The organism is Thioalkalivibrio sp. ALgr3, from assembly GCF_000377325.1.
Lineage (GTDB): Bacteria > Pseudomonadota > Gammaproteobacteria > Ectothiorhodospirales > Ectothiorhodospiraceae > Thioalkalivibrio.
Window position 1 is genome coordinate 372433 of sequence record NZ_KB897976.1, and the last position, 24867, is coordinate 397299.

Sequence of the window (24867 nt, forward strand, 5' to 3'; positions counted from 1 at the left end):
CGTGATGAAAGGAGTCCATTGGTGAAGGCAAGCGGGATCATCGGCGGCATCCTGGTCCTCGCCCTGGCGGCGGGCGGGGCGTGGTGGCTGCAGCAGCAGGACGATGCCGGGGCCGCGCGCGCGACCCTGCCGGCCTCCGGCGAGCGTGACGAACGCACGCCGGTGCGCGTCAGCGAGGTGGCGCCGCGCGAGTTCGAGACCGTGATCGAGGCGCTGGGCACGGTCGCCGCGCGCGAGTCGGTCACGGTGCGCGCGCCGGTGACCGCGCGGGTGGAATCACTGGAGTTCGAGGACGGTGATCGCGTCGAGGCGGGCGATGTCCTGGTGGAGCTGCGCGCGGAAGAGGAGCGCGCGCGCCGCGACGAGGCCCGCGTGAGGGTCGAGGAGGCCAGCCGCGAGCTGGCGCGGGTGCGCGACCGGGTGGAGGACGGCATCGTGACCCGCCAGGAGGTCGACCAGCAGGCCTCGCGCCTGGCCGAGGCCCGGGCCGCGCTGGCCGCGGCCACGGCGCAGGTTGAGGACCGCACCATCCGCGCGCCTTTCACCGGCACCCTGGGCCTGCGCGAGGTGAGCCCCGGGGCCATGGTCACGCCGGACACCGCGCTGGTGGAGCTGGACGACATCCGCACGGTGCGCCTGGACTTCCCGGTGCCGGAGCGTTTTGCCGGGGCCATCGAACTGGGCATGCCGGTCACCGGGCACAGCGCGGTCGGCGATTTCGCGGCCGACGTGACCGCACTGAGCAACCGCATCGACGCGGCCACGCGCACCCTGAACGTGCGCGCGGTGGCCGACAACCCGGAACAACGCCTGCGCCCGGGCATGTTGGCCACGGTGCGCCTGGCGCTGGACCCGCAGCAGGCGCCGGCGGTCCCCGAGGGCGCGGTGGTGCAGACCGCCGACCAGCACTTCGTCTTCCGCCTGCAGGAGGATGAAACGGTCAGTCGCGACCGCATCCGCATCGGTCGCCGCGCGCCCGGATGGGTGGAGGTGCTGGACGGCGTGGAAACCGGCGACACGGTGGTTTCCGAGGGCGTTTCGCGGGTGCGTGACGGCATGACCGTGCGCGTGCTGGAGTCCGGAGACGACGGATGATCCTCTCGGATGTCGCCAATCGCCGGCCGGTCCTGGCGATCGTCTTCAACCTGCTGCTGGTGACCTTCGGCCTGATTGCCTGGGATCAGCTGCCGCTGCGCGAATACCCCGACGTCGACCCGCCGGTGGTCACGGTGGACACCAACTATCCCGGCGGCAGCGCGGAGATCATCGAGCGCGAGGTGACCCAGCGCCTGGAGGACCGCATCGCCGGCGTGGAGGGTATCCGCTACATGGAGTCCTCCAGCGACGACGGGCGCTCGCGCATCACCATCGAATTCGGTCTGGACCGCGACATCGACGCCGCCGCCAACGACGTGCGCGAGGCGGTCAGCCGGGCGCAGCGCAATCTGCCCGACGAGGTCGAACCGCCGCGCATCACCAAGGCGGATTCGGATTCCTCCCCCATACTCTGGCTCAACCTCTCCAGCGATCGCATGAACGCGCTGGAGCTGGCGGACTATGCCGAGCGCAATCTGGTCGACCGCCTGTCGGTGGTGGACGGCGTGGCACTGGTGCGTCTGGGCGGTGCACGCAGCTACGCCATGCGCGTGTGGATCGACCGCGAGGCGCTGGCGGCGCGCGACCTGACCGTGCTCGAGATCCAGGACGCGCTGGAGCGCGAGAACGTGGAACTGCCGGCCGGGCGGCTGGATTCCGACGAGCGCGAATTCCGCATACGCGTGGAACGCAGCTATCGCTCGCCGGAGGACTTCGAGAACCTGGTCCTGCGCCGCGGCGCGGACGGTCAGCTGGTACGGCTGGGCGACGTGGCGGCGGTCAACATCGGCGCCGACACCGAGCGCACCGAGTTCCGCGGCAACGGCGAGGACATGATCGGGCTGGGGATCATCCGCCAGTCCAACGCCAACGTGCTGGAAGTCGCCAGTGCGGTGAAGGCACTGGCCGCCGACCTGGAAGGCAGCCTGCCGGAGGGGACCTCGCTGGTCCCCACCTACGACGAATCGGTGTTCATCGAGGGGGCGTTGCAGGAGGTCTACGTGACCCTGGGCGTCGCGACCCTGGCGGTGGTCGCGGTGATCTATCTGTTCCTCGGCAGCTGGCGCGCCACGCTGATCCCGGCGGTGACCGTGCCGGTGGCCCTGACCGCGGCCTTCATCGGCATCAACCTTTTCGGCTTCTCGGTGAACCTGCTGACCCTGCTCGCGCTGGTGCTGGCGGTCGGGCTGGTGGTGGACGATGCCATCGTCATGCTGGAGAACATCCATCGGCGCATCGAGCGCGGCGAGCCCGGGCTGCTGGCCGCGTGGCGCGGGGCACGTCAGGTCGGTTTCGCGATCGTCGCCACCACCTCGGTGCTGGTGGCGGTGTTCGTGCCGCTGGCCTTCCTCGACGGCATGGTCGGGCGGCTGTTCGCCGAGTTCGCGATCGCGATGGCGATCGCCGTGGTGTTCTCCAGCATCGTGGCGCTGACCCTGGCGCCGGTGCTCTCCGGGCGCCTGATGCACAAGGGCGATGACGAGACCGGTGCGGCGCGTCTGGTGGGGCGGGCGTTCGGCGCCATCGAGACCGGTTACGGGAAACTGCTGTCCGGTGGACTGCGCGTGTCCTGGCTGGTAGTTCCGCTGCTGGGCGGGGTGCTGATCGGGGCCTGGTACCTGTTCGACAGCCTCCCCGAAGAATTCGCGCCGGAGGAAGATCGCGGTGCGTTCTTCGTGATGGTGGATGGCCCCGAGGGCGCCAGTTTCGACTACATGAGCCGGCAGATGGCCGAGGTGGAAGAGCGTCTGCAGCCGCTGATGAGCGAGCAAGGCGGACCGATCCGGCGCGCCCTGGTGCGCACGCCGCGCGGGTTCGGCGGCGTGGAAACGGTCAACGACGGTTTCGTGATCGTGATCCTCGAGCACTGGAACGACCGCGAACCCTCCGGGCGCGAGGTCATGAACTGGATCGAGGGCAGCGTCGGCGAGATGCCGGGCGTGGAGGTCCGCGCGTTCATGCGTCAGGGGCTCAGTACCGGTGCGCCCGGGCCACCCGTGCAGTTCGTGATCGCCGGGCCCGATTTCGACACCCTGGAGGAATGGGGCAACGCGGTGCTGGACGAGGTGCGCGACGTGGACGGCCTGCGCAACCTGCGGCTGGACTACGAGCCGACCCAGCCGCAGCTGAGCCTGAGCGTGGACCGCGACCGCGCCGGGGATCTGGGCATCTCCATGCGCGACATCGGGCGTACCCTGGACATCCTGCTGGGTGGACGGGCGGTGACCCGCTGGCAGGACCGTGGCGAGGAATACGACGTGATCCTGGAGGGGCTGACCGACCAGCGGCGCACCACCGAGGCCATCGACAACATCCACCTGCGCGCCGAATCCGGCGAGCTGGTGCCGCTGTCCAGCGTGGTGCGTTACGAGGAACGTGCCGGGCCGGCCTCGCTGTCGCGCTTCAACCGGGGCCGTGCGGTGACCCTGCAGGGCGGCGTGGGCGGCGACCTGACCCTGGGCGAGGCGCTGGACACCCTCGACGCGGCGGCGGAACGGGTGCTGCCGGACGAGGCGCAGATCGACTACAAGGGCGAGTCGCTGGACCTGCGCGAGGGCTCGGAGGCGATCCTGTTCGTGTTCGCGCTGGCGCTGCTGGTGGTGTTCCTGGTGCTGGCGGCCCAGTTCGAGAGCTTCGTGCACCCGTTCGTGATCATGCTCACCGTGCCGCTGGCGGTGGTGGGCGCCTTGCTGGGGCTCAGCCTGACCGGGCAGACGCTGAACATCTACAGCCAGATCGGGATCGTGATGCTGATCGGGCTGGCGGCGAAGAACGGCATCCTGATCGTGGAGTTCGCCAACCAGCTGCGCGATCGCGGGCGTGAGTTCCGCGATGCCGTGATCGAGGCCGGACGCCTGCGCTTGCGCCCGGTGCTGATGACCGCACTGACCACCGTGGCCGGTTCCATCCCGCTGATCCTGGCCTCCGGCCCGGGCGAGGAGACGCGTTTCGTGATCGGGGTGGCGGTGTTCTCCGGCGTGCTGTTCGCGACCGTGTTTACCCTGTTCGTGATCCCGGCCACCTACTACCTGATCGCCCGCGGCACTACCTCCCCGCTGGCCACCACGCGGCGGCTGGAGTCACTGGACGAGGAGGTCCGGGACGTCGACGGCGAAACCCGCCGGTAGGAGGCCGGCCCTCCGGCCGATGTCGGCGGTGGGCCGGTCCCCGGTCGTCGGGGCACCGGTTGGGCCTGATCGGCGAGGGGCTCGCCTCCTACGGGGGTGTGGATTGGTGCCCGTGTCGGCGGTGGGCTGGCCCCCGGTCGTCGGGGTACCGGATGGAGCCTGATCGGTAGGAGGCCAGCCCCCTGGCCGATGTCGGCGGTAAGCCAGCCCCGGTCGTCGGGGCATCGGATGGGCCTGCTCGGCGAGGGGGCTCGCCTCCTACAAGGGGGGGTGTCGATGGGTGCCCTTTGGGTAGGAGGCCGGCCCTCCGGCCGATGTCGGCGGTGGGCCGACCCTTGGGTGGCCTGTTCGAAGCAGCTTAGTCTGCTGCAACTACGCCGCAGCCCTCGATTGCGTCTTCCACATCGCCGTCGCCAGAAATCTCAGTCAGATCGAAGGGTTCTCCGCCCCCGTCACTAACGATGCTGAATTGATCACTATCCCAGTCGACGAGTTTCGTCGCATCGCCACAAGAGCCGATCTGTACGCAATCTTCTTCATCGTCGACATCCTTACCCAGAGCACAGGCAGCCACGTTAATCGTGTTGGCCGAACTCAGGTTGTTGGCCTGGGCCTGGACGGTGCGCTCCTCGGCCTCGTCGGAAAAGTCGACGAAGCGCGGGGCGGCGACGGCGGCGAGTACGCCGACGATGATCAGCACGATGACCAGTTCGATCAGCGTGAAGCCGCCGGAGTGGCGGGCCTGCGAGAGGCGGGCGGGGTTATGCATGGTGCTTCTCCCTGGAAAAATGTCCTTGCATGGGCAGCGCGGCGGTCTCCGCACCGTTCGATTATCTGAACGCTAACACTGAATGTGACGCAGTTCCAGAAATCGAGTTGACACGCATCAACAGTGCCGGTCAAAGGGCGGCTCCGGCCAGGTCCCACATCGGCAGGAAGATGGCCAGCGCCAGCACCAGTACCATCGCGCCGATGATGCTGATCAGGATCGGTTCGATCGCGCTGGAGAGGTTCTTCAGCTCGTAGTCGACCTCCTGCTCGTAGAAGCGCGCGACCTCCTCCATCATGTCGTCGACCTGGCCGGTCTCCTCGCCGACGGCGATCATCTGCAGCACCAGCGGCGTGAACAGGCCGGTGCCGGCGGCCGCCTGGCCCAGGGACTCGCCGCGCTCCAGGGCCTCGCGCATGTGGCCCACGCGATCGGCCACCCAGGCGTTGTCCACCGCGCGGCCGATGGAGTCCAGGCCCTCGAGGATCGGGACCCCGGAGCGCGTGGCCATGGTCAGGGCGCGGGCGAACCGCGCCAGCAGCGCCCGTTCCAGGATGGAGCCGATCACCGGCAGGCGCAGCTTGATCCGGTCCCACCACAGGCGGCCACCCGTGCTGCGGGTGTACTGGCGGAACCCGAGGACCGCGGCGACCACGCCGCCGAGCATCCACGCCCAGTAATCCAGGGTGAACGCCGAGGTCGCCATCAGGATGCGGGTGGGCAGCGGCAGTTCGGCGTCGAAGCGCTCGAACATGCCGGCGAAGGCGGGGATCACCACCACGTTGATGATCGCGATGGCGGCGAGGATGGCGGTCAGCACGAAGATCGGGTAGCGGGTGGCCTGCTTGATCTGCTGCCGGGTCTCGCGTTCGCGTTCCAGGTAGAAGCTGAGCTGCTCGAAGGTCTCTTCCATGCGCCCGGTGTCCTCGCCCATACGCACCATGTTGATCAGCAGCGCGGGGAAGACGGCGGAGTGCTCGCGCATGGCCGCGTGCAGTTCGCGGCCGGCCTCCAGTGATTCGGCGATGCCGCGCAGGGCGTTGGCAAGGCGGGCGTTGTGGGTGGTCTCGGCGATGCCCTGCAGCCCCCGGACGATGGGCACGCCGGCGCGGGTCAGGCTGTGCATCTGGCGGCAGAACAGCTCCAGGTCCTCGTGGCGCGGCCGGCCGCCGCGCAACCGCAGGCCCGCGCCGGTCCCTCCGCCGGAGGACTCGGCGACCGGTTCGATCCCCACCGGCGGTGTGCCGCCGGCGTTCAGCCGTCGGGCCAGGGCGGCGGCGTTCTCGGCCTCGGCCCGGCCGCTCTCGGTGCGGCCATCCGTCGTGCGGATGCGGTAATCGAACAGGGGCATGCTGGATCAGTCGCGCAACGGGGCGTCCGGCAGGACGAGCCCCGGGTCGTCGTCGGAACCGGACCCGGCATCGGACCCGGGATCGGCGGGTTCGGGAGGCTCGGCACCGGAGCCGTCGCCGGGCTCCGCGCCGGCGGACGGCGCGGCGGGGCTCCCCGGGGCCTCGGGGACGGCGGGCTCCTCCTCCAGGCGGGCGGATTCGCCGGCGATGCGCAGCACCTCGTCCAGCGGGATCAGGCCCTGGCGTGCGTAGTCCAGCGCCACCTGCCCCAGCGGCCGGAAACCGGGCGCGACGCGTGCGGCGTCGGCAAAGCCCTGGTGGTTGTTGGCGCGCAGTGCGGCAGCCATGTCGCTGTCGATCTCCAGCAGTTCGTAGATGCCGATGCGGCCGGACACCCCGGTGTTGTTGCAGCGGTTGCAGCCGGTGCCGCGTCGCCAGTGGGCGGGGGCCTGCGGGCGGTCGTCCAGCGGTTCCAGCGCGGCCAGCATGCGCGGGTCCGGTTCGTGGGGCTCGGCGCAGTCCGGGCAGACCCGCCGGGCCAGGCGCTGGGCCAGCACGCCGATCACCGAGGGCGCCAGCAGATAACCCTCCACGCCCATGTCCAGCAGGCGTATCGGGGTGGAGATGGCGTCGTTGGTGTGCAGGGTGGACAGCACCAGATGGCCGGTAAGCGCGGCGCGCACCCCGATCTCCGCGGTCTCCTGGTCACGCATCTCGCCGACCAGCACGATGTCCGGGTCCTGGCGCAGCGCGGTGCGCAGCACGCGAGGGAAGTCCAGTCCGATGCGCGCGTTCACCTGCACCTGGCAGATCCGCGGGAGGCGGTATTCCACCGGGTCCTCGACGGTGATGATCTTCTTCCCCGGCTCGTTGAGCTCGCGCAGCGCGGAATACAGCGTGGTGGTCTTGCCGGAACCGGTCGGCCCGGTCACCAGGATCACCCCGTGCGGGTCGCGCAGCAGGCGCCGCAGCGGTTCCAGCACGTGCTCCGGCATGCCCAGGCTGTCCAGCGACAGCACGCCGGTGGACTGGTCGAGCAGGCGCATGACCACGGATTCGCCGTTCTGCAGCGGCAGGGTGGAGACGCGGACATCGATCGAGCGGTCGCGCACGCGGATGTTGAAGCGCCCGTCCTGCGGCAGGCGGCGCTCGGAGATGTTGAGCCCGGCCATGATCTTCAGCCGCGAGACCAGCGCCCCGGCGATCTGGCGTTCCTTGAACTCGTGTTCGTGCAGGATCCCGTCGATGCGCTGGCGTACCCGCAGGACGCGATCATCGGGTTCGATGTGGATGTCCGAGGCGCCGGTCTGGACCGCGTCCTCGAACAGGGTCTGCAGCAGGCGGACCACCGGGGCGTCCACCTTCATTTCGGCTTCGACCAGCTGGTCGAGGTCGTAGTCGCTGCGGGCGAGTTCCTCCGACAGCTCCTCGGCCACCCGCGAGATTGCCTCGCTGTGACGGAACACCCGGTCCAGGGTGGCCAGCAGGTCTTCCTCGGCGACCACGGCGATCTGCGGCTGCTGGCCGAGCTGGCGCGCGATCTCGTCCTGGGCGAACAGGTCGGTGGGATCGGCCATGGCCACCAGGATGCCGTCGCGTCCCTCGGACAGGGGCAGGGCACGCAGGCGTCGCGCCAGGGTCTCCGGCAGCTTGCGCGCGACTTCCGGATCGAACTGGTAGCGCCGCAGGTCGACCCGCGGGACCTGCAGCTGGTCGGCCAGTACCTCGACGATCTGGTGGCGGTCGACCAGTTCCATGTCCACCAGCACCTGGCCCAGCTTGCGCCCGGTTTCCTTCTGCCGCTTGAGCGCCTGTTCCAGCTGGCTCTCGTCGATGTATCCGTAGTCGATCAGCAGGTCGCCGATGCGGATGCGGCGCATCTGTTCCTGCAGCGCCCCGGCGATGTCTTCCTGGGTGCACAGTCCCATGTCGGTCAGCACGCGCCCCAGCTTGCGCCCGGAGTCGCGCTGTTCGGCCAGGGCCTGTTGCAGCTGTTCCTCGGTGATCACGCCGGTGTCGACCAGGGTCTCGCCCAGGCTGCGGGTGCGACGGGGAGACGGCGCCTTCGCGGCCGGCTCGGTGGCGGAGGCCGTGTCGGACTCGCGCGGCGGCCGGTCCTGGTCACCGGATTCCGGCTTGCGGAAAAAACGCATGGAGCTTCCTCGTAAGGCCACCCGGTGCGGCGTTGGGACGGCGAATCCGTGACAGGTTGCCCAAACCCGGGCGCTGCGACAACCTTGCGGCCTCCCGGGAGTGACCTCCTCCGTGGCCTCCGGCGTGCGCGCCTGTCGGCTATTCTCCTGTTATATTCCGAGATATTCGTCGCAATTCGAGTCTTGCATGAGCCCGCGTCCGCCGCCCGCCCCGATGGCCGGATTCACCCTGTTCGAGCTGGTACTCGTGCTGCTGGTGCTCGGCGTGCTGGCCGTGGTGGCCATCCCGCGGATCCCGGCCGGCCTGCTGGGCCCCGCGCCCGACCTGCAGGCCGCGGAGGACCAGCTGGTCGGCGATCTGCGCCAGGCACGCGCCGGGGCGATGGTCTGCGGACATAACCGGACCGTGGCGGTGGGCTTCAACGGGGGGCAGTGGACCATGGATGGCGCCCGTAACTGTCTGGCCGCCAGCCTGAGCGGCCCGCGCAATCTCGACGGGGTGACGGTGTCCGGGACCGATTTCAACTTTCGCTACCCGTTCGGCGCGCTGGTCGAGGAGGACAATGTGACCGTGACCCTGGAAGCGGGTGGCGAATCAGGCGGCGTCTGTGTGCGGGCTTCTTCGGGCGCGATCCATCGAGGGGGATGCTGAATGTTCCGGAGTGGCCGCAAGCCGTCGGTTGTGGGGGCATCGCTGGTCGGGGTGCTGGTCGGCCTGGTGGTCCTGGCCGTGGCCATGCTCGCACTCACCACGAGCATCGTGCTGATGAACGCCGCCACCCAGTCCACCGATGCCGAGCGGTTTGCCGCTGAAGGGAGGGCCTGTGGCGAGCTTCTGCTGGCCTTGAGGCATGAGGATCCCGATGCTCTCCAGCCGGGGCAGGACTGCCCGGGTGGCGTGGTGGGGGATCCGGCACAGTGGTGGGACGACGATGCCGAGAGCAACGTGAATGGGGATGCCGCTCTGACGGACTTGTGTGTCAGCGATGCGCTGGAGCTGCGCTGTGAAAATCTGGGCAATGAATTTCGGGTGGACTTGCGGTCCGCCGACTTGGGGCAAACGGAACTCACCCTGCTGATCCCTGGCGTCGATGACGATCCGGACAATGGCGACGACGATGACGAGGATGACGACGACAACGGGGAGGAATGCGAATGCGCATGGCCCTGGCCTCTGTGCTGGCTCCTCTGTGGGTGCTGCCCATGACGGGGTGCACCAAAAGTCGGTTCAGGGGGTGGGGCTTCTCTCTTCTCGAGCTGGTGCTGGTGCTGGTCATCACCGGACTCGTGGCGATGGTGGCGTCCCGGTTTCTGCTGAGCGCGCTGGAAGCTGTTTCCGTTTCCCGGGAGTATGAGGATCAGCGGTCCGAAGCCGGTTTTGCCCTGGATCGGATGGCCCGGGAGGTTCGGGGTGGCGATGTGACGGCATGCGAGTCTGGTCAGCTGGAGGTGCAGCGCGGCGGACAAACGTTTTTGTTCGAACCCGATGACGGGGGGCTGTTGCTGGAGGTTGACGGGGATCGGGGTGTCCTCATCGAAGGACTGGCTTCCCCGGACGGGCTGACCTGTGAGGAGGCCCCCTGGGGTATCTCCGATTTGTACGCGCTCCAACTCAACATGGACAGCGGATATGAGGCGTCGACCCATGCGTGGCAGCGGCCCTGACGGCAGGTTTCGCCCCGTAGCTGGGCAACGCGGCAGCCTGCTGGGGCTGGCGCTGGTGATGCTGCTGGTGGCCGTGGTCGTGGCAACGGGTGTGGCCGCACTGGTGGCGGGCGGAACGGTGACCGGCGCCGACCGCGTGCTGGGGGAAAAGGCCCTGTTCGCGGCGGAGAGCGGGATCCTGCGTATTCAGGACCCGAACCTGGATTGCGACGATGGGCCGTTTGATGTGGGGGATAGCGCCCACTGGGACTGCACGGAACCTTCGGATGACGTCTGCGGAGATAGTAGCCGGTACCTGATTCAAGGATGGACGGGTGCCGGCGACTGGGCGGATGCCCCGGCCGCGCATGAACTCTGTGCCGATCCCTTTGGCGGTCCCGGTATCGGGGCGCCGAACGGGGACGAACTCGCATCGAACCAGAATCTGGGTAATGGAGGAGTGCTGGAAAACGGCACGATCGAGGACCCTGACAGCGCGACGGTGTCAGGTACGGGTCAGTCTCACCAGGTGTCGTCCCTGACGGTTGATGTAGGCGGGGCCGTGGATGTCGCTCTGGGTAACAACTCGACCCTCTCGGATACCTGGATCGAGGCGGGGGGGAGTGTTTCGGTTTCCCTCGGGGGGCAGGGGTCGAAGATTGAGAATGTGGTCATCGATGCGGGAGGAGCCGTGGACGTGTTCGTTGGCAATAACTCCGACGTCTCATGCCTGGTGATCATGGCGGATGGACCGGTTTCGGTAACCGGTCAGGGAACGACTTCTATCGTTGAGGGCGAAGACTATTTTCGGAGTATCGAGGCTGCTTCCGCGAGCGGATGCCAGGGACTGGGCGAAGGCCAGAACTGGTCCTACGCCGGCTCCTGAAGCACGCTGAACAGAAGGGGGGCGCCCAGGTCCTACATCTCCAGGGTGCGGTGGTCCACGCCTTCCCAGTCGCGCAGGCGTTCGCGGCTGCGCCGGATCTCGTCTTCCCAGGCCTCGCCGTCGTCGTCGACCACCACGGGGCGCAGCAGGATGACCAGTTCGTTCTTGCGCTGCTCCTGGCGGGTGTGGCGGAACAGGCCGCCCAGTACTGGCAGGTCGCCCAGCAGGGGCGTGCTGGCGATGATCTCCTCGGTGGTGTCCTGCATCAGCCCGCCGATCACGATGACCTGACCGTTCTCGGCGCGCACCACGCTGTCGGATTCGCGGATGGACGAGCTGGCCAGCGGGAACGAGTATTCCCGGCCGTCGAAGCGGAAGCTGGTGACCTGTTCGCGCACCTCGCTGACACTCGGGCGGACGTGGAGGATGACGTCGCCGCTGCCGGCGATCTGCGGCGTGACGTCCAGGGCCACGCCATCGAACAGCGGGGAGAACGTGGGATCCGGGAGCAGGCGGTCGGTGCGGGCGTCGCCGGTCCCCGTGCTCTCGGTGCGCAGCTGGAAATCGGTGATGTAGGTGCTGTCGTCCCCGACCTTGATCACCGCCTTCTGGTTGTTGACGGTGGAGACCCGCGGGCTGGACAGGACGGTGAGGTCTCCCTGGGTTTCCAGCAGTTCGAGGAAGGCGTTGAACCCGGTACCGCTGTAGGCCGCGGTCAGGATACCGCCCAGGGCCTCGAATTCGCCTCCGGTGACCTCGCCGATGGTCCCGATGTCGCCCTCGATCGGAGTCCGTCGCGAATCCGCCAGGGATCCGGGACTGGCCTGCCCGATCTGCAGTTCGCCGCCGGCGATCTGGTTGAGGCGTGACCAGTTGATCCCGGCCTCGAATTCCGACCCGAGCGCCACTTCAACGACTTTGGCCTCGAGGATGACCTGGCGTTGCGCGGATTCCTGCACGGCGTCGAGGAACCCGGCCACGTCGCGGAGTTCATCCGGGCGCGCACGCACGGCGATCACGCCGGTGTTGGGGCTGGCCACCACCCGGCGGCCCTCGCGGTCGTTGCCTTCTTCGCCCAGCACCAGCATCTCCAGGGAATCGCGCAGGTCACCCCAGAAATGCGATTCGGAACTGGTGCGGATGGTCGTCCCCGAGGTCTCCGGTTCGTCCTCCTCGGCGGCGAGCTGTCCGGCGCTGACCTGCAGGCCGGTCTGACCCTCGCGGTTGACGTTCAGGTAGTCCACGAAAAAGGTGCGGGTCTGCAGGCCGGCAGGCCCGACGCGGAAGGTGGAGCCGCGGCGGGTGATCGCGTAGCCGTGGGTCTCCTCGACGATCTCCAGGATCTCCGGCACGGTCACGGCGTTGAGCTGCAGGCTGATGCGGCCCTCCACATCGGGGTGCACGACCATGCCGTAGGCGGTGTCCTCCACCAGGGTGTAGAAGAATCCGCGGGCCTCGGCATCCTCCACGCGCAGGTCGAACACCGGCTCGTCGGGGGGGATATCGGGTTCGGCCAGCGGCGGCTCTCCGGTGTCGCGGGCGGCCGGTTCCGCGGACGGTGCGGGGATGGGCCGGGGCACCGGACGTTCCATGTCGTCCAGGCTCTGCTGGGTCCGATCGCGCGCGTCCGAGCCGAGTTCGCCGGGGGCGGCACAGCCGGCGAGGAAGGCGATGGCGGGGGTGAGCAGCAGCCAGGGCAGGGCCGGGAGCCGGATCATGGGTGTCTCCTGAGTTCCATTTCGACAGGGCGGGTAACGGGCAGGTGGCGTTCTTCGCCGTCCGCGGTGCGGACCACGATGCCCCGGGGTTCGATGTGCAGGATCTCGGCGCGGCCGATGGTGTCGCCGGCGCGCACCTCGCGTTCGCGGCCGTCCGCGTGGTGGATCCGGGCCACGCTGCGCTCGCCTTTCAGCCGCACCATGGAGACCCGGACATCCGCGAAGCGGGTGTCGGGTTCTTCGCGGGCTTCGGCGGCGTCGGGAGCGGTGCCCGGGACGGTGGCCGGCTCGGGCGCGGTGAGTGCCGCGGGCAGTCGGGTGGGGTCGGCCAGTTCTTCCGCCAGAACGGAAGAGGCCCCCCAGGCCGGGAGAAGCCCGCAGGCGAGGAGCGTCGGCATCAGGAGGGAAGACCGCTTCCGCTTCATTGCGTCTCCTCCAGGCCGTCCAGGTCCATGGCGTCCACCGCCAGGCGCAGCCGGGGCGTGCCGTCCACCAGGGTCAGTTCGGTGTCGCCCCACAGCCACAGCATGGGCAGTGCCTCCAGATGGCGTACGTAGCGCAGGAGTTCGAGGTAGTCACCGGTCATGGCCAGTTCAATGCGGTGGCTGCGGATCCGGATGCCGGACTCGTCGCCACGGGCCAGGGTTTCCGGGGCCCGGCGCACCAGGGTTTCCGGCTCGATCGCTCCGCGCTCTGCCAGCAGTTCGCGCAGCAGGCGCGCCGTGCGGTCGGGGCCGAGGAGGTCGCGGGCGGCGGTCTGCAGGCGCCGCTCGATCTCCGCGGCCTGTTCCCGCGCCTCGCGTTCGCGTTGCCGGAACGTCTGCAGCGGGTCGTCCTGCACGGCGATCTCGGCGGTCTGTTCCCGCAGGGTCCGGGTGTCGGCACGGGTCTGTTCGATGCGCTCGTCGAGCTCTGCCAGGCGCTGCTCCTGAGGGACCACCGCGAACTGAAAGATCAGCAGGAACGGAGTCAGCAGCACGGCACCGTAAAGCAGCAGGCGTTCGCGCCCGGAGAGCGCGCGAACGCGTGTGTCCAGCGATTCCAGGGCGGCTGCGACGGGCATCTTCAACGGGGTGTCCTCCCCGGCCGGAAGACGAACCGCAGCGTGTCTTCCCCGCCGTGCAGTTCGAACTCGGGCTCGCCCTCGTGTGCGCCCGTTTCCCCGAGTACTTCCAGATAGGGCGGCAGGTCGTCGGCCCGCAGGGCGCGGCCCTCGATCGCGAGTTCGCCGGTATCGCCGTCGATATGCATGCGCTCGATCCAGATGTTCGTGGCCTCGGGGCGGGTCGCCGCCCGGGCCAGGCCGGTCAGGGGTTCCGCCGGGGCGGAGGCCCGGGCCTGGTCCAGACGGGCTTGCAGCAGCGCCTCGGCTTCCGCCAGTTGTTCGCGGCGAAGTTCGGCCCGTTCCGCGGCGGCCTGTGCCGAACGAACCTCGGGGGTGTCGCGCAGGCCCCGGAGTTCCATCAGGCGTTCCTCGGCCGCCTGCTGTTCTGCCTGTGCGGCGGCCAGCGCGTCGGCGCGTTCCTGTGCCGCCCGGTATTCCACCGTCCACAGGAACAGACCCAGCAGCAGCGAGACCGCGAACAGGAGCAGCAGGCGCCAGCGCGGTGGCCATTCGCGGCGGAGGTCGAGTTCTTCCCGGTACAGGTCGAGGCTCTGGTGCATGTCAGGCGCCTCCAGTGGCGTTTTCCGGGGGCGGGGCGGGAGACGGTTCCGGTGGGCCGAACGCCGCGCCCAGTGCGCGGGCGCAGCCGGCACCGCCTTCCGGCAGGTCCTCGGCGAAGCGGCTCAGCGGGATCCAGCGGGCTTCCATCCGCAGCTGCCCGCTCAGGTAACCAAGGGCCTCGTCCTCCACCGGCATGTCCCCCATCACCGCCAGGTTCCGGATCGGCGGAAGGGCGAAGTGGCCGTCGTAGTAGTCCAGCGCACGCTGGATCTCCAGCAGCAGCGTGTCCGGGCCGCCGGCGCCGTCGTCATCGATGGCCACGTCCACGTGCCGCGCCACGAACAGGTGGGTGCCGTACACCAGCAGGATGGTGGCGGAGCGGGCGCGCGCGTACAGGAGCACCAGGCCGCTGGCCGCCTCGGGCAGTCGCGCCGCAAGATTGCGCAGGGAGAGTTCCGGGACCCCGACGCTGGCCACGCGCAGACCGGCCCGGCGCACCGAGTGAATGGCCTGACGCACGTGGTCCGCCGGGGCTACGGCCGCGAACACCATGGGCTTGCCGTGGTGGCTGACCCCGTCGCCCATCGGGCAGAAATCGATGACCGCGTGGGTGACGTCGAAGTCGACCAGGTCCGCGACCTGCCAGCGGATCGCTTCGCGCCGTTCTGCTTCCGGGACATCGGGCTGCTCCGTGGGCAACAGACGGAAGGTGCCCTGGTCCAGGACGAGATGCGCGGAATGGCGGCCCAGCCGATGGCGGCGGACGGTCTGTTCCAGGGCGTCCGGGCCTTCGGGGGTGTCGCAGTACGCCGCATCCGGTTCGACCCGCGCGAGCCCGAAGCCCCGGTCGTGGCAGGCCAGACCCAGGCATCGGGGGGTGCGGTCCCGGAAGCGGCCGAGCAGTCCTTTCATGTGTGGGTGTCCGATCGGGTAATGGGCCCGTTGCGTCAGTCGCGGACGGCGACTGGCCACAATTATGTGACGCAGTTTGCAGTATTTCGGGGGTGTTTGTCTTCTCTGCGGGCCGGGATCCCGGGGCGGATTGGCAGGAGACCAGCCCCCCGGCCGATGTCGGCGGTGGGTCGGCCCCGGTCTCGGGGCATCGGTTGGGCCGGATCGGCGAGGGGGCTCGCCTCCTACAAGGGGGGTGTGGATTGGTGCCCGTTCGGTAGGAGGCCGGCCCTCCGGCCGATGTCGGCGGTGGACCGGCCCCGGTCGTCGGGGCACCGGATGGCCTGATCGGTGCGCTACCCGGAAGCGGGGCTATTGCAGCACTTCCTCCTGGAAGCCCTTGAAGCCGCCTTCCATGAAGTAGTAATCCTCGATCCCGTATTCTTCCAGGGTGTACTGGAACGCCTTGATTTCGTGCCCGGTGATGTCATACACGAGCAGCGGGGCGTCGGAGTCGCGGGCCTGTTCCAGGTAATCCTCCAGGGCTTCGGTGTCCCCCGCCGGGATGTTGGTCTCGGAATTGAGGAACAGACCGACCTGGTCCTGTTCGAACGGGCGCCGGATGTCCAGCACCCGGGCATTGTCGCGCTGCGCGCGCTCGGAGAACTCCATCGGCGGCAACAGGCGCTCGCGGAATTCGTTGAAGTCGATCAGATCGGCCCGTTCGATCGGCGCCTCCCCGAACAGGGCGGTGTCCTCGGGGTAATGCTCGGCCCAGTCGAAGATGCCGTAATCCATGGCCATGGCGTCGTCGAAGCCGGCGGCCTTCATGCGTTCCACGGCCTGATAGCTCATGAAGCAGGTATGGCCCCGGCAATAGAAGGCGACCGGCTTGTCCGGGTCCTCTTCGTGGATCTCGAGCACCTTGTCGACGAAGTCCTCGTCGTCGATGCTCACGTGCCGTGCGCCGTCGATACGCAGGGTGTCGTATTCGTAGCGCGTGCGCACGTCGATGACGTGGACCTCGTCGCGGGCGTATTTCGCCGCCAGCTCCTCGAGATCCAGGGCGTCCACGTAGAAATAGATGGAGCGTCCCGGCGGTTCATACCCCTCGGCCTCGGGATCGAGTTCCATGTCACCGGGCTCTGCGGTGTCTCCGGTGCTGGCGGCAGCCTGACCGGAGAGTGCCAGCAGGCCGGCGGAGAACAGGGCGAGAGTAAGGCGAGAGGGCTTGAAAAACATGGCGAACTGCTCCATGGAAGGTCGACTGCTCCCACTTTAGACACTTCAGCGTGTGGTTTCTACTCCGGGCCGTTTACTTCGCGTGGCCGGAATGCCAGGACTGCGGAGTTGATGCAGTAGCGCAGTCCCGTGGGCGGCGGACCGTCCGGAAAGACATGCCCCAGGTGCGAGTCGCAGGTGGCGCAGCGCACCTCGGTCCGCTCCATGCCCAGCGAGGCGTCGCGGTGTTCGGAAACGGCTTCGGCGGTGACCGGCGCGGTGTAGCTGGGCCACCCGCTGCCGGAATCGAATTTCGCCGTGCTGTCGAACAGCGTCGCGCCGCACACCGCGCAGTGATAACGACCGGAGGCCTTGTGGTCATGGTATTCGCCGGTGAACGGCGGCTCGGTGCCCGCCTGGCGGGCGATGCGGTACTGCTCCGGGGTGAGGCGCCGGCGCAGTTCGTCTTCGTCGACGGGGGTGTCAGGATGCGGGTGGTCGGTCATGTCAGTGCCTCCGCGGAAATTAGTGTTATCTTGCGAGCCGGATTCACCAGCGAATGGCCACGGGCGAGGAGATCATATTGAGCTGTCCGGACTGTGAACGCATCAACGTCCTTCCGACCGGTGCGGGGACTCTCTACCTCGCGCCGGTGCTGGCGCATACCCGTGCCACTCTGCGCCAGCGGCTGATCGAGGAGCGCTTTCCCTGCAGCGAACCGGCTTCGGGGATCCTGGCGGTGGCGGTGGATCCGGAGCACGACCTGGGGGCGACCCTGTCGCGTCTCGACGAGGCACTGAGTCATTCGGAGCAGAGCGGATGCCGCGCGACCTTCGTGCCCGAGGGCGAACGATTCGGCGTGGAGCACCTGCAGGACACGCATCTGCTGTCCACGCTGATCGCCCGGCACAACGCGCGCGATCTGGCGGCCATCCTCGCCAGTGATGCCCTGGACTTTCATTTCCAGCCCATCGTGCACGCGGCCCGGCCGGATCAGGTGTTCGCCTGGGAGGCGCTGGTGCGGGCCAGCTCGCCGGCGGGGGAGTTGATCCCGCCGAACATCCTGTTCGATCAGGCACGGGCGGCGGAGATGATGTTCCACCTCGATCGCGCGGCGCGCATCAATGCGATCCGCCGTGCGACCGAGCGCGGGATCCGCGACCAGCTGTTCATCAACTTCAATCCCACCGCGATCTACGACCCGGCGTTCTGTCTCGAAACGACGGTGCGCGAGATCCGCGGCATCGCACCGGATGTACCCGCCCCCGCGGGCTTCGTGTTCGAGGTGATCGAGAGCGACCAGATCACCGACACCGAACACCTGCGGCGCATCATCGATCGCTATCGCAACGCCGGTTTCCGGGTGGCCCTGGACGATCTCGGCGCGGGCTATGCGTCGCTCAACCTGCTGTCGCAGCTGCGACCGGACTTCGTGAAGATCGACCGCGAACTGGTCCGCGGCATCGACGCCGATGAATACCAGCAGAAGATCCTCGGCAAGATCATCGAACTGGCGCGCGAGCTGGACATCCGTATCGTGGCCGAGGGCATTGAGACCGTGGAGGAGTGGGGCTGGCTGAAGGACCGGGTCGACTACTGCCAGGGGTTCCTGTTCGCCCGGCCGGCGGCCGAACCGCCGGCGCCGGTACATCCCGATCCCGAGGTGCCGTAGGAGGCGAGCCCTCTCGCCGATCAGGCCCATCCGCTGCCTCGACGGCCGAGGCCGACCTCCCGCCGACATCGGCCGGAGGGCCGGCCTCCTACGGGGTGTCGATGGGTGTCCGCTCGGCAGGGGGCCGGCCTCCTGCGGATTGTGCAGGCGCCGATGTGCACATCGGACCGGGCTTAACTAAACTGAGGACCATGACGACTCTGCCGCATGATGCCCGCAATCCCACGCTGGAAGCGGCCGCCCAGCTGCTGCGCGATGCCGAGGTGCGCTATCAGGGGCGCACCGTCGGCACGGTGGCCAGCCTCGACAGCCGCGCCCCGGCGGAAAACTATGCCGACTGCTTCATCCGCGACTTCGTGCCCTCCGGGCTGGTCTATCTGCTGCACGACGAACCCGAGGTGGTGCGCGATTTCCTCGGTCTGATCCTGCGCATCCGCGATACCCAGGAGGAGATCGAGGGTCACCGGCGCCTGCCGCGGGTGATGCCGGCCAGCTTCCGCGTGGTGACCGATCCGAAGGGGCGCGAGACCCTGGCCGCCGACTTCGGCGATCGCGCGATCGGCCGGGTGGCCCCGGTGGATTCAATGATGTGGTGGGTGCTGCTGGCGCGTGCCTACCAGAACCGCACCGGCGACCACGAGTTCATCAAGTCGCCCGACGTGCAGCGTGGCATCCGCCTGATTCTCAGCATCTGTCTGCAGGACCGCTTCGAGGTCTTCCCGACCCTGCTGGTGCCCGACGGCAGTTTCATGATCGACCGGCGCATGGGGGTGTACGGGCATCCGCTGGAGATCCAGGCGCTGTTCTACGGCATGCTCAAGGCCGCGCTGGCGATGCTCGAGCCCTGCGATACGGACTCCGAGCAGTTGTGCGAGCAGTCGGCCATCCGTACCCGGCAGCTGGCGGACTACATCCGCCACTACTACTGGCTGGACCTGGAACGCCTGAACGCCATCCATCGCTACCGTACCGAGCACTTCGGCCACGAGTCGGAGAACGCATTGAACATCTACCCCGAGAGCATCCCCGACTGGCTGGTGGACTGGATCCCGTCGGAGAGTGGTTACCTGGTCGGCAACCTCGGTCCGGGGCGCATGGATTTCCGCTTCTTCAGCTTCGGCAACCTGCTGGCGGTGCTGTTCGGGCTGGCCGACGAACACGAGTCGCGGCTGATCATGCAGACCTTCGAGCAGCGCTTCGAGGACCTGATCGGCACCATGCCGGTGAAGATCTGCTACCCCGCGATGATGGGCGAGGAATGGCGCCTGCTGACCGGCTCGGACCCCAAGAACACGCCCTGGTCCTACCACAACGGCGGGAACTGGCCGGCGCTGCTGTGGGCCTTTACCGGGGCGGCACTGCGCGTGGGCCGCCCGGACCTCGCCCGCAGCGTGCATGCGGTGGCGGCCGAGCGGCTGCATCGCGACGACTGGCCGGAATACTACGACGGCCGCCACGGCCGTCTGATCGGGCGGCGGGCCAACTACCGCCAGACCTGGTCGGCCACGGCGGTGCTGCTGTCCCAGGCGATGATCGACAACCCCGAAAACCTGTCGCTGTTCGACAGTCCGGAACCGGAGACGCCATGAAGAAGACTCAGAGCAAGTCCCGCCAGGGCGAAGGCCTTTATCTTGTTCTGATCAGCGTGCATGGCCTCATTCGAGGCGAGAATCTGGAACTCGGCCGGGATGCCGACACCGGCGGGCAGACCCTCTACGTGGTCGAACTGGCGCGTGCCCTGGCGCGGCATCCGCAGGTCGGACGGGTGGACCTGCTGACCCGGCGGGTGGTCGACAGCCGGGTCGACGACGACTATGCCGAACCGGTGGAGGATCTGGGTGACGGTGCCCATATCGTGCGCCTGGACTGCGGGCCGAAGCGCTACCTGCGCAAGGAAAAGCTCTGGCCGTATCTTGACTGCTTCGCCGACAACGCCCTGGCGCATATCCGGCGGGTCGGGCTGCGCCCGGACGTGATCCACGGTCATTATGCCGATGCCGGCCATGTCGCGGTGCGGCTCTCCAACCTGCTGGGCGTGCCCATGCTGCAGACCGGGCACTCGCTCGGGCGGGTCAAGCGCGAGCGCCTGCGCGAGGGCGGGCTGTCGGACGCCGACATCGAGTCGCGCTACAACATCTCCACCCGCATCCATGCCGAGGAGGAGGCCCTGGCGCACGCCCACCGGGTGATCGCCAGCACGCGTCAGGAGGTGGACGAGCAGTACGCCACCTACGACAACTATCAGCCCGAGCGCATGGAGGTGATCCCGCCGGGGACCGACCTCGAACGCTTCCATCCGCCGAAACGCGGCGCACGCAAACCGCCGATCTGGGCCGAGATCCGGCGTTTCCTGCAAAAGCCCGACCGGCCGCTGATCATGGCGCTGTCGCGCGCCGACGAGCGCAAGAATATCCGCAGTCTGGTGGATGCGTATGCCGGCAACGAATGGCTGCGCGAGAACGCCAACCTGCTGATCGTGGCCGGCAACCGTGACGACATCCGCGATCTGGAAAAGGGCGCGCGCGAGGTCCTCACGGACCTGCTGCTGCGCATCGACCGCCACGACCTGTATGGCAAGGTGGCCTACCCCAAGCACCACGGCTCGGACGATGTTCCCGATCTCTACCGCCTGGTGGCGGCTACCCGCGGGGTGTTCGTGAATCCCGCCCTGACCGAGCCGTTCGGCCTGACCCTGATCGAGGCGGCGGCCAGCGGTGCCCCCATCGTCGCCACCAACGATGGCGGCCCGGACGAGATCGTCTCGCGCTGCCACAACGGCCTGCTGATCGATCCGCTGGATCCCGAGGGGATCGCCGATTCCATCCAGGCGATCCTTGCCGATCGCCCGCGCTGGCAGCGTTATTCGCGCGACGGGCTCAAGGGCGTGCGCAAGCACTATTCCTGGGACGGGCACGCGGAGAAATACGTGCGCCTGCTGCGCTCGCTGTCGCGCGAGGTGCGTCAGGTGCGGCACGAACAGCGCCAGGTCTCCGGTCGCCTGGCGAAAGTGGACCGCGCGGTGATCACCGACATCGACAACACCCTGCTGGGCGACACGAAGGCGACCCGGGCGTTTGTCGCCTGGCTGCGGCGCAACCGCAAGCGGGTGGCCTTCGGCGTGGCTACCGGGCGCCGCATCGATTCCGCCGCCGCGGTGCTGGAGGAACACGGCGTGCCGATGCCGGACGTCTGGATCACCTCGGTGGGCAGCGAGATCCACTACGGGTCCGAACAGACCCCGGATCGTGGCTGGGCCCGGCATATCAGCCATCGCTGGGAACCCGATCGCCTGCGCGAGGAACTGGACGGCGAGCCCGGGCTGGTGCCCCAGCCGGACATCGACCAGCGCTCGCACAAGGTCAGCTATTTCGTCGAACCGCCCGGCAGCATCGACGTGGAGGCGATCGAGACCCGGCTGTACCGGGCCGATCTGCATGCCCACGTGATCTATTCCCACGAACGCTTCCTGGACCTGCTCCCGGTGCGGGCATCCAAGGGGCTGGCGGTGCGCTACTTCGCCGACAAGTGGGGCATCCCGCTGGAGCATGTACTGGTCGCCGGTGATTCGGGCAACGACGAGGACATGCTGCGCGGGCGCCTGCTGGGGGTGGTGGTGGGCAACCATCAGCCCGAGCTGCAGTCCCTGCGTGGCTTCAAGCGGATCTTTTTCGCCCGCGCCACGCATGCGCGCGGTATCCTCGAGGGGATCGAGCACTTCGATCTGCTCAACCGCTGCGACGTGCCCGGCAACGGCCACACCTGCTGAGGTTCCGGGGTCTCCCGCGCGGGGCGGACGCGCAGACGGAAAAGGGGATCAGGGCACCGGCAGCAGCAGCGCGATGCCGGTGAGGACCGTCACCACCTCGAACGCCCGTTTGACCAGGCGGTTGCCGTAGCGGATCGCCAGCGTGGCGCCCAGATAACCGCCGATGAAGCTGCCGAGGAGCAGCGCCGGCAGCCAGTCCCACTGCACCGTGCCGAAGGTGCCCAGCATCAGCGCGCCGGCGCCATTCCACACCAGCCCCACCAGCACCATGGTGTAGCCGACGGCCTCGGTGTAGCTCATGCCGTACCAGCGCACCAGCCACAGCGTGACCATCAGCCCGGTGCCGGAGGCCAGCGAGCCGTTGAGCGCGCCGATCACGAACAGCCCGGCGGCACCGATCAGGGCGTGGTTGAGGCTGTCGGAGGTGACCCGGCGCTTCTGTCCCAGCTGCGGGCGCCGCCAGGAATACCACCCCAGGGCGACGGTCAGCAGGCCAAGGGCGATCTCCCCGGCGCGTGGCGGGATCTCCAGCACCAGCCAGGCCCCCAGCAGTACGCCCGGTACGCCGGCCCCCAGGATGACCCCTAGTCGAGCCGGGGAAAATGTGCTTTCCTTCACATGTCGCAGGCCGGCGCCCGCCCCCAGGGCCACCGTGGCGATCTTGTGAGTCGCCAGGGCCACCGGGTAGGGCAGGCCGAGGAAGATCAGGGCCGGGAGCTGCAAGAGCCCCGCGCCGCCGCCCGCCAGCGCGGAGAAGCCGTTGGCGATGAGGGCCACGAGCGCGAGCCCGAGATGCTCGAGGATGGACATGAGAGTAAGCGGACCAATGTACGGGAACGGGATGGCTGTCGGGGTGCTGCTCGGCGCCCTGGCCATGCTGCTGGCCATGTCGGTGGCACCGGCGGTGGCCGGCGACATCCATCGCTGGGTGGATGATGATGGCACGGTACGTTTTTCGGACAAGCCGAGGCCGGAATCCAGCGACCGCGAGCGGCAAGTGTACGACCGCCAGGGCTTCGTGCGCGAGGTGGTGCCGGCCCCGCCCACCGCCGAGGAACGCGAGGCCGCGGCCGAGGAACGCCGGCGCGCCGAGCAGGCGCAGGAGTCGGGTGAGGGTGCCGCCCGCGACCAGGCGGCCCGCAAGCGTCAGCTGGAGCGCGCATACGATTCGCTTGCCGAGATCGAGTCCCTGCGTGAGCGGCGCATCGCCGCGCTGGAGAACAATATCCGCATGAGTGAGCGTCAGGCGCGGATCCTCGAGCGCGAACGCGACCGCATCGAACGCCAGCAGGCCCGCAATCCGGACAGCGCCGCCCTGCGGGCGCGCTACGCCGACGAGCTGGAGGACGTGCAGGGCCGGCTGGAGCGCGAACGGGCCTACCAGGAACGCCAGCAGGCCCGTATCGACGAGATGAACGCGCAGTTCGACGCGGACGCCGAAGACTACCGCGAACTGGTCCTGGAAGAGGAGGACTGAGCGCGCCGCACCGTGCCGTGCCCGGGCGCGGAGCGGGTCAGCGGCTGATCAGGGTGCCCACGCCCTCGTCGGTCAGCAGCTCCAGCAGGACTGCGTGTTCCACCCGGCCGTCGACGATGTGGGTGGCGTTGACGCCGCTGCGCACCGCATCCAGGGCACAGCGGATCTTGGGGATCATGCCGCCATGGATGGTCCCGTCACGGATCATCTCGTCCACCTGCGGCGCGGCGAGCTTCGGCAGCAGCGTGCCGGTACCGTCCAGCACCCCGTGGGTGTTGGTCAGCAGGAACAGCTTCTCCGCATCCAGTACCACCGCGAGCTTTTCCGCCGCGGTATCGGCGTTGATGTTGTAGGCGCGCCCCTCGCGGTCGAAGCCGATGGGGGCGATCACCGGGATGAAGCTGCTGTGGTCGAGGGTATGGACGATGGCCGGATCCACGCCTTCGACCTGACCGACATGGCCCAGATCCACGTCGGGGTCCTCGCCGCGCAGCGGCGTGGCGCGGATCATCTGCCCGTCCTTGCCGGTCAGGCCCACCGCGCGACCGCCGTAGCGGTTGATCAGTGAAACGATCTCCTGGTTGACGATCCCGCCCAGGACCATCTGCACCACGTCCATGGTCTCGCGGTCGGTCACCCGCAGGCCGTCGACGAACTCCGATTTCTTGCCGAGGCGATCCAGCAGCTCACCGATCTGCGGGCCGCCGCCGTGGACCACCACCGGGTTCACGCCCACCTGCTTGAGCAGCACGATGTCGCGCGCGAAGCTCGCCTTCAGGTGGTCTTCGGTCATGGCGTTGCCGCCGTACTTGATGACGATGGTCTTGCCTGCGAAACGCTGGATGTAGGGCAGCGCCTCGATCAGGACATGGGCGACGGAATGGGCGGTGTCGGTGTCCATGGCTGGGGGTCCGGTTGACGTTCGGGGGCGGAGTTTATCACCCGGCGTTGCGGGCTGGTGTCGATCAGCGCGGGCCGGATGAACCGAAGCCGCCGGCGCCGCGCTCGCTTTGCTCGAAGTCATCGACCACGCGGAACCGCGGCTGCAGTACCGGCACGATGACCAGCTGCGCGATGCGGTCGCCGACGTCGATGGAGATCGGTGCATTACTGCGGTTCCAGGCGGACACCATCAGCGGGCCCTGGTAGTCGGCGTCGATCAGCCCCACCAGGTTGCCCAGCACCAGGCCCTTCTTGTGACCCAGCCCGGAGCGCGGGAGGATCATGCCGGCGTAGCCCGGGTCGGCGATGTGCACCGCCAGTCCGGTGGGCAGCAGCTCGGCTTCGCCCGGGGCCAGGTTCAGCGGTTCTTCCAGCATGGCGCGCAGGTCCACGCCGGCGGAGCCCTCGGTGGCGGGCGCGGGCAGCGGGAAGTCCGTGCCCATGCGCGGATCAAGGACCTTCAGATCGATTTCCGGGGCGGGCATGC

The 24867-nt window shown here is 68.4% G+C and carries 23 protein-coding genes; 10 read left to right on the top strand and 13 right to left on the bottom strand.

Annotated elements, in window-relative coordinates:
- The first annotated feature begins 21 nt into the window (after positions 1 to 21).
- Together C998_RS0101835 and C998_RS0101840 are read left to right on the top strand one after the other, a co-directional pair.
- Complete coding sequence (locus C998_RS0101835; protein WP_018869139.1) at positions 22 to 1095, top strand: efflux RND transporter periplasmic adaptor subunit; 1074 nt, start codon at positions 22 to 24, stop codon at positions 1093 to 1095.
- Positions 1092 to 4223: an efflux RND transporter permease subunit gene (locus C998_RS0101840; RefSeq protein ID WP_018869140.1), complete on the top strand. Its 3132-nt coding sequence runs from the start codon at positions 1092 to 1094 to the stop codon at positions 4221 to 4223. Before C998_RS0101835 ends, C998_RS0101840 begins: the two co-directional genes overlap by 4 nt.
- 358 nt (positions 4224 to 4581) lie before the next feature.
- Here C998_RS0101840 and C998_RS15325 read toward each other — a convergent pair whose 3' ends face one another.
- The 3 genes from C998_RS15325 to C998_RS0101855 all read right to left on the bottom strand — a co-directional run bounded on the left by C998_RS15325 (position 4582) and on the right by C998_RS0101855 (position 8497).
- The gene (locus C998_RS15325) at positions 4582 to 4992 is read right to left on the bottom strand and encodes a type II secretion system protein (RefSeq protein ID WP_018869141.1); all 411 of its coding nucleotides are present in this window, start codon (positions 4990 to 4992) and stop codon (positions 4582 to 4584) included.
- Positions 4993 to 5122: 130 nt separating this feature from the next.
- Positions 5123 to 6343, bottom strand: a complete 1221-nt coding sequence (locus C998_RS0101850; RefSeq protein WP_018869142.1) for a type II secretion system F family protein — start codon at positions 6341 to 6343, stop codon at positions 5123 to 5125.
- A 6-nt stretch (positions 6344 to 6349) separates the two neighbouring features.
- Positions 6350 to 8497: a GspE/PulE family protein gene (locus C998_RS0101855; protein WP_018869143.1), complete on the bottom strand. Its 2148-nt coding sequence runs from the start codon at positions 8495 to 8497 to the stop codon at positions 6350 to 6352.
- 187 nt (positions 8498 to 8684) lie between these two features.
- Between C998_RS0101855 and C998_RS0101860 the strand changes: the two genes are divergently transcribed.
- The 4 genes from C998_RS0101860 to C998_RS14330 are packed head-to-tail and all read left to right on the top strand — an operon-like array spanning position 8685 to position 11027.
- The gene (locus C998_RS0101860; protein ID WP_026279427.1) at positions 8685 to 9149 is read left to right on the top strand and encodes a prepilin-type N-terminal cleavage/methylation domain-containing protein; all 465 of its coding nucleotides are present in this window, start codon (positions 8685 to 8687) and stop codon (positions 9147 to 9149) included.
- Positions 9150 to 9704, top strand: a complete 555-nt coding sequence (locus tag C998_RS0101865; protein ID WP_018869145.1) for a hypothetical protein — start codon at positions 9150 to 9152, stop codon at positions 9702 to 9704. It abuts the gene before it with no gap.
- The gene (locus C998_RS14000) at positions 9653 to 10162 is read left to right on the top strand and encodes a hypothetical protein (protein ID WP_018869146.1); all 510 of its coding nucleotides are present in this window, start codon (positions 9653 to 9655) and stop codon (positions 10160 to 10162) included. Before C998_RS0101865 ends, C998_RS14000 begins: the two co-directional genes overlap by 52 nt.
- Positions 10143 to 11027, top strand: coding sequence for a hypothetical protein (locus C998_RS14330; protein WP_018869147.1), 885 nt, complete (start codon positions 10143 to 10145; stop codon positions 11025 to 11027). Before C998_RS14000 ends, C998_RS14330 begins: the two co-directional genes overlap by 20 nt.
- Positions 11028 to 11059: 32 nt before the next feature.
- On the opposite strand, the gene mshL is transcribed toward C998_RS14330, so the two are convergent.
- The 7 genes from mshL to msrB form a co-directional block, all read right to left on the bottom strand.
- Positions 11060 to 12745, bottom strand: coding sequence for a pilus (MSHA type) biogenesis protein MshL (gene mshL / locus C998_RS0101880; RefSeq protein WP_018869148.1), 1686 nt, complete (start codon positions 12743 to 12745; stop codon positions 11060 to 11062).
- On the bottom strand, positions 12742 to 13170 hold the full coding sequence (locus C998_RS0101885) for a hypothetical protein (RefSeq protein WP_018869149.1): 429 nt from the start codon (positions 13168 to 13170) through the stop codon (positions 12742 to 12744). The genes mshL and C998_RS0101885 overlap by 4 nt, the downstream gene beginning before the upstream one ends.
- Positions 13167 to 13808 (bottom strand): hypothetical protein, encoded by a 642-nt coding sequence (locus tag C998_RS0101890; RefSeq protein ID WP_038081452.1) that lies wholly within the window; start codon positions 13806 to 13808, stop codon positions 13167 to 13169. The genes C998_RS0101885 and C998_RS0101890 overlap by 4 nt, the downstream gene beginning before the upstream one ends.
- Before the next feature lie 2 nt (positions 13809 to 13810).
- Positions 13811 to 14410: a hypothetical protein gene (locus C998_RS0101895; protein ID WP_018869151.1), complete on the bottom strand. Its 600-nt coding sequence runs from the start codon at positions 14408 to 14410 to the stop codon at positions 13811 to 13813.
- 1 nt (position 14411) lies between these two features.
- Positions 14412 to 15323 carry a type IV pilus biogenesis protein PilM gene (gene pilM / locus C998_RS0101900; protein WP_018869152.1) on the bottom strand — a complete coding sequence of 304 codons (912 nt, stop codon included), beginning with the start codon at positions 15321 to 15323 and terminating at the stop codon, positions 14412 to 14414.
- 351 nt (positions 15324 to 15674) lie between these two features.
- A complete protein-coding gene (locus C998_RS0101905; protein WP_018869153.1) occupies positions 15675 to 16559 on the bottom strand; it encodes a rhodanese-like domain-containing protein in 885 nt (294 codons plus the stop codon).
- Positions 16560 to 16603: 44 nt separating this feature from the next.
- A complete protein-coding gene (gene msrB, locus C998_RS0101910; RefSeq protein ID WP_018869154.1) occupies positions 16604 to 17029 on the bottom strand; it encodes a peptide-methionine (R)-S-oxide reductase MsrB in 426 nt (141 codons plus the stop codon).
- 77 nt (positions 17030 to 17106) lie between these two features.
- Between msrB and C998_RS0101915 the strand changes: the two genes are divergently transcribed.
- The 3 genes from C998_RS0101915 (at position 17107) to C998_RS0101925 (ending at position 21961) form a co-directional block, all read left to right on the top strand.
- Positions 17107 to 18195: an EAL domain-containing protein gene (locus tag C998_RS0101915; protein WP_026279428.1), complete on the top strand. Its 1089-nt coding sequence runs from the start codon at positions 17107 to 17109 to the stop codon at positions 18193 to 18195.
- Positions 18196 to 18386: 191 nt separating this feature from the next.
- Positions 18387 to 19784, top strand: a complete 1398-nt coding sequence (locus tag C998_RS0101920; protein WP_018869156.1) for a glycoside hydrolase 100 family protein — start codon at positions 18387 to 18389, stop codon at positions 19782 to 19784.
- On the top strand, positions 19781 to 21961 hold the full coding sequence (locus C998_RS0101925; RefSeq protein ID WP_018869157.1) for an HAD-IIB family hydrolase: 2181 nt from the start codon (positions 19781 to 19783) through the stop codon (positions 21959 to 21961). Before C998_RS0101920 ends, C998_RS0101925 begins: the two co-directional genes overlap by 4 nt.
- 48 nt (positions 21962 to 22009) lie before the next feature.
- Here the strand turns inward: C998_RS0101925 and C998_RS0101930 are convergent, their stop codons facing one another.
- Positions 22010 to 22771: a sulfite exporter TauE/SafE family protein gene (locus tag C998_RS0101930; protein WP_018869158.1), complete on the bottom strand. Its 762-nt coding sequence runs from the start codon at positions 22769 to 22771 to the stop codon at positions 22010 to 22012.
- A 16-nt stretch (positions 22772 to 22787) separates the two neighbouring features.
- On the opposite strand from C998_RS0101930, the gene C998_RS0101935 reads away from it, so the two are divergent.
- Positions 22788 to 23438, top strand: coding sequence for a DUF4124 domain-containing protein (locus C998_RS0101935; RefSeq protein WP_018869159.1), 651 nt, complete (start codon positions 22788 to 22790; stop codon positions 23436 to 23438).
- 37 nt (positions 23439 to 23475) lie between these two features.
- On the opposite strand, the gene argB is transcribed toward C998_RS0101935, so the two are convergent.
- Positions 23476 to 24339: an acetylglutamate kinase gene (gene argB / locus C998_RS0101940; RefSeq protein WP_018869160.1), complete on the bottom strand. Its 864-nt coding sequence runs from the start codon at positions 24337 to 24339 to the stop codon at positions 23476 to 23478.
- A gap of 64 nt (positions 24340 to 24403) precedes the next feature.
- On the bottom strand, positions 24404 to 24865 hold the full coding sequence (gene dut / locus C998_RS0101945; protein ID WP_018869161.1) for a dUTP diphosphatase: 462 nt from the start codon (positions 24863 to 24865) through the stop codon (positions 24404 to 24406).
- Between the last annotated feature and the right edge of the window lie 2 nt (positions 24866 to 24867).

What these genes read in the sequence shown, in the direction of transcription:
- C998_RS0101840 (WP_018869140.1), top strand. Translation starts at nt 1,092, where the DNA reads ATGATCCTCTCGGATGTCGCCAATCGCCGGCCGGTCCTGGCGATCGTC.
- C998_RS15325 (WP_018869141.1), bottom strand. Translation starts at nt 4,992, where the DNA reads ATGCATAACCCCGCCCGCCTCTCGCAGGCCCGCCACTCCGGCGGCTTC.
- C998_RS0101850 (WP_018869142.1), bottom strand. Translation starts at nt 6,343, where the DNA reads ATGCCCCTGTTCGATTACCGCATCCGCACGACGGATGGCCGCACCGAG.
- C998_RS0101855 (WP_018869143.1), bottom strand. Translation starts at nt 8,497, where the DNA reads ATGCGTTTTTTCCGCAAGCCGGAATCCGGTGACCAGGACCGGCCGCCG.
- C998_RS0101860 (WP_026279427.1), top strand. Translation starts at nt 8,685, where the DNA reads ATGAGCCCGCGTCCGCCGCCCGCCCCGATGGCCGGATTCACCCTGTTC.
- C998_RS0101865 (WP_018869145.1), top strand. Translation starts at nt 9,150, where the DNA reads ATGTTCCGGAGTGGCCGCAAGCCGTCGGTTGTGGGGGCATCGCTGGTC.
- C998_RS14000 (WP_018869146.1), top strand. Translation starts at nt 9,653, where the DNA reads ATGCGCATGGCCCTGGCCTCTGTGCTGGCTCCTCTGTGGGTGCTGCCC.
- C998_RS14330 (WP_018869147.1), top strand. Translation starts at nt 10,143, where the DNA reads ATGCGTGGCAGCGGCCCTGACGGCAGGTTTCGCCCCGTAGCTGGGCAA.
- mshL (WP_018869148.1), bottom strand. Translation starts at nt 12,745, where the DNA reads ATGATCCGGCTCCCGGCCCTGCCCTGGCTGCTGCTCACCCCCGCCATC.
- C998_RS0101885 (WP_018869149.1), bottom strand. Translation starts at nt 13,170, where the DNA reads ATGAAGCGGAAGCGGTCTTCCCTCCTGATGCCGACGCTCCTCGCCTGC.
- C998_RS0101890 (WP_038081452.1), bottom strand. Translation starts at nt 13,808, where the DNA reads ATGCCCGTCGCAGCCGCCCTGGAATCGCTGGACACACGCGTTCGCGCG.
- C998_RS0101895 (WP_018869151.1), bottom strand. Translation starts at nt 14,410, where the DNA reads ATGCACCAGAGCCTCGACCTGTACCGGGAAGAACTCGACCTCCGCCGC.
- pilM (WP_018869152.1), bottom strand. Translation starts at nt 15,323, where the DNA reads ATGAAAGGACTGCTCGGCCGCTTCCGGGACCGCACCCCCCGATGCCTG.
- C998_RS0101905 (WP_018869153.1), bottom strand. Translation starts at nt 16,559, where the DNA reads ATGGAGCAGTTCGCCATGTTTTTCAAGCCCTCTCGCCTTACTCTCGCC.
- msrB (WP_018869154.1), bottom strand. Translation starts at nt 17,029, where the DNA reads ATGACCGACCACCCGCATCCTGACACCCCCGTCGACGAAGACGAACTG.
- C998_RS0101920 (WP_018869156.1), top strand. Translation starts at nt 18,387, where the DNA reads ATGACGACTCTGCCGCATGATGCCCGCAATCCCACGCTGGAAGCGGCC.
- C998_RS0101925 (WP_018869157.1), top strand. Translation starts at nt 19,781, where the DNA reads ATGAAGAAGACTCAGAGCAAGTCCCGCCAGGGCGAAGGCCTTTATCTT.
- C998_RS0101930 (WP_018869158.1), bottom strand. Translation starts at nt 22,771, where the DNA reads ATGTCCATCCTCGAGCATCTCGGGCTCGCGCTCGTGGCCCTCATCGCC.
- C998_RS0101935 (WP_018869159.1), top strand. Translation starts at nt 22,788, where the DNA reads ATGTACGGGAACGGGATGGCTGTCGGGGTGCTGCTCGGCGCCCTGGCC.
- argB (WP_018869160.1), bottom strand. Translation starts at nt 24,339, where the DNA reads ATGGACACCGACACCGCCCATTCCGTCGCCCATGTCCTGATCGAGGCG.
- dut (WP_018869161.1), bottom strand. Translation starts at nt 24,865, where the DNA reads ATGCCCGCCCCGGAAATCGATCTGAAGGTCCTTGATCCGCGCATGGGC.